Source organism: Cryobacterium sp. MLB-32 (assembly GCF_000738085.1).
GTDB lineage: Bacteria > Actinomycetota > Actinomycetes > Actinomycetales > Microbacteriaceae > Cryobacterium.
Genome location: NZ_JPRS01000244.1, coordinates 1 through 2882, shown reverse-complemented (window position 1 = coordinate 2882; position 2882 = coordinate 1). Strand labels below are relative to the sequence as shown.

Genomic DNA, 2882 nt, shown 5'->3' with positions numbered 1-2882 from the left:
GTTCGATCTGCGCCAGAACCTGGTTCGTGAAGGAATTGCTCATTACGAACGAGGGATGGCCAGTGGCATTTCCGAGGTTCATCAGACGCCCCTCGGACAGAACGAGGATGCTCCGTCCACTGGGCAGTCGCCATTCGTCGACCTGCGGCTTGATCTGTACCTTGGTCGCCCCCGGCAGCACCTCTAGGGCGGCCATGTCGATCTCGTTGTCGAAGTGACCCACGTTCGCGATGATCGCGAGGTGCTTCATCCGCAGCATGTGCTCCGTGCGGATCACATTGAAGTTTCCTGTGCCACTGACAAAGATGTCGACCTCCTCGACGACGGATTCAAGCTTCGCGACCTGGAACCCGTCCATCGCCGCCTGCAGAGCGTTGATCGGGTCGATCTCGCTCACGATCACGCGTGCGCCCTGACCCTTCAAAGCCTCGGCCGCGCCCTTTCCCACGTCGCCATAGCCGGCGACGAAAACCACTTTGCCCCCGATGAGCACATCGGTGGCGCGGTTGAGGCCGTCGGGCAGCGAGTGGCGAATGCCGTACTTGTTGTCGAACTTCGATTTGGTGACCGAGTCGTTCACATTGATCGCAGGGAAAAGCAGGGACTTATCGGCGAAGAGCTCATACAGACGGTGTACCCCCGTTGTGGTCTCCTCGGTGACACCGACGAGGTCAGCGGCGATCTTTGTCCAGCGGTCGGCGGATGCCGCGAGCGACACTCGAAGCGCGGCGAGGATGACGCCATATTCATGGCTGTCGCCCGACGCGTCGGCCGGAACCGCCCTCGCCTGCTCGAATTCGCGGCCCTTGTGCACGAGCATCGTGGCGTCACCACCGTCATCGAGGATGAGGTTCGGTCCGGTCCAAGACTCCCCGGCGGCCAGTGCCTCCGCGCTCCAGTCGAAGATCTGCGTGGTGCACCACCAGTATTCCTCCAGGGTCTCGCCCTTCCAGGCAAACACCGGAACGCCCGTCGGGGCATCCATTGTGCCGGTTGGGCCCATGGCGATGGCGGCGGCCGCGTCGTCCTGGGTGGAGAAGATGTTGCAGCTGGCCCAGCGCACCTGGGCCCCGAGTGCCACGAGCGTCTCGATCAGCACGGCCGTCTGCACGGTCATGTGCAGCGAACCGGCAATGCGGGCGCCGGCGAGCGGCTTCGAATCGCCGAATTCGCTGCGGAGGGCCATCAGGCCCGGCATCTCGTTCTCGGCGAGCCGCAGTTGGTGCCGTCCCGCTTCCGCGAGCGAGAGATCGGCGATCTTGTAGGCGAAGGCGGCGGATGTGGCGGATGTGGACGGCGAGGCGACAGTCATGCGACTATCTTGTCATTTCCGCCCACGGTTGGCCTCCCCCATACGCGCCGAGATTCAGTCTTCAGAATCTTCCGTACCCGGCGAGTCACCGAAGACACGGTGACGAACGAGCTGCCAGCCCTGCGGCGCGGCCGTTCGAGCGGCATGACGGGTGCAGAGATCGAAGCTGTGCGGGTCGCGATCGAAGGACAACGGGCCGAGGACAGCCATTGAGTCGGCGTAGACGAAGGTGAGCGTCGCCACCGATGGCTCGCGACAGGCGATTCTTGAGCACGGCCGAATTTCCATTGTCATGCACGTTACCAGCGACCGCTTGTTGCCGGCGGCTAGACCGGACGTAGTATTGGCGCATGTCGAGATCCCGCCGCTCCGCCGTACCCGCGCCCACGGTTCGCGGGCGCGGCCGCGACCGCCACGGGCGCGGAATTCGCAGTTCTGTGGCCGGACCTTTCCTGCCGCCATTGCGCACACGGATCGACCTCTTTGATATGACGGTCGCATCTACCGTGGAGTATCTGCGCGGAGTCTGGCCAGACGAACTCGACTCTGTCACCTTCGAGGTTGCAGCCGGACCGCACTCGGTCGTTGCCGGCGCGGGGGTCGAGCGCTGGATGGTCTCGCCGGCCTCTCGTCGGATCGTCTTCTACCGTCTGCCCATCCAACGACTCTCCCGACTCCACCAGGACGACGAGATGCATCAGCGCATGATCATCGAGACGTGTGTCTTTCGCGGCGTGGCCGAGCTCCTGGGCAAGGACCCGTGGGAACTCGCCCCTGATCGGTTCCGCCACTTCTAGGCTCCCCCGCCTCGTGCCCGACGGCGTCGCAACCTCGGCGCCGTATCCGGCCCCTTCCGCATGGACGGGGCCTTTTTTGTGCGCGCTTGGTAACGGGTGGGTAACGGGTTGGTAACGGGTTGGTGGGTTTCCAAACCTTTTCGGGGGTGGGCCCGAACACCAGTCAGACCTCAACACCACCATCCACAATCACCGCCACCCAGACAGGAATCCCACACCATGCGCACATTCTCCAAGGCCACCATCGGCCTCGCTTCCGCCGGAATCATGATCGCCCTCCTCGCCGGCTGCTCCACAACCGCCGCCACCACGTCCTCATCCAGCGCCCCTAGCTCCTCGAGCTCCGCCACCGCCGAGGCTCCCCTCGCCTCGATCCCCAGCCTCTCCGGCGTCGACACGGCCGTTCTCCTCGACGCCGACTTCGCCGCCGCCCTCGGCACCCTCGGCCTCACGGCAGGCACCGTCGGCACCGCCACCCTCGAAGAAGGCAGCCTGCACTTCCCGATCACCGGCGGCAACGTGGACTACTACGACCCCAACGGCACCGTACGCCCCTACGTGCAGGGCACCCTCGAGCACGAAGGCTCCGGCTTCTCCCTCACCGCCGGCGACACCGTCGTTGAACTGACCAACTTCACCATCGACCCCGGCACCTCCGAGCTCTTCGGTGACGTTGCGGTGAACGGCGAGTCCGCCGCCACGCAGGTCAAGGTCTTCGACCTCTACGGCGGAACCCTCAAGCCCCTCGAAATGGACGGCGACAACGCCATCCT

At 64.6% G+C, this 2882-nt stretch carries 4 protein-coding genes; 2 read left to right on the top strand and 2 right to left on the bottom strand.

The annotated features are described in order from the left end of the window. The coding region (gene ahcY, locus JF66_RS16930) for an adenosylhomocysteinase (protein ID WP_035879848.1) at nucleotides 1–1312 on the bottom strand (1312 nt) is incomplete at its 3' end. Between the two features lie 54 nt (nucleotides 1313–1366). Further along, nucleotides 1367–1606 carry a DUF3499 family protein gene (locus tag JF66_RS16925; RefSeq protein WP_231556481.1) on the bottom strand — a complete coding sequence of 80 codons (240 nt, stop codon included), beginning with the start codon at nucleotides 1604–1606 and terminating at the stop codon, nucleotides 1367–1369. Nucleotides 1607–1800: 194 nt separating this feature from the next. Here JF66_RS16925 and JF66_RS16920 point away from each other — a divergent pair, with 194 nt between their 5' ends. Both JF66_RS16920 and JF66_RS16915 read left to right on the top strand, forming a co-directional pair. Beyond that, nucleotides 1801–2109 carry a metallopeptidase family protein gene (locus tag JF66_RS16920; RefSeq protein ID WP_369798054.1) on the top strand — a complete coding sequence of 103 codons (309 nt, stop codon included), beginning with the start codon at nucleotides 1801–1803 and terminating at the stop codon, nucleotides 2107–2109. 219 nt (nucleotides 2110–2328) lie between these two features. Next, the coding region (locus tag JF66_RS16915) for a hypothetical protein (RefSeq protein ID WP_035879845.1) at nucleotides 2329–2882 on the top strand (554 nt) is incomplete at its 3' end.

What these genes read in the sequence shown, in the direction of transcription:
- JF66_RS16920 (WP_369798054.1), top strand. Translation starts at nt 1,801, where the DNA reads ATGACGGTCGCATCTACCGTGGAGTATCTGCGCGGAGTCTGGCCAGAC.
- JF66_RS16925 (WP_231556481.1), bottom strand. Translation starts at nt 1,606, where the DNA reads ATGACAATGGAAATTCGGCCGTGCTCAAGAATCGCCTGTCGCGAGCCA.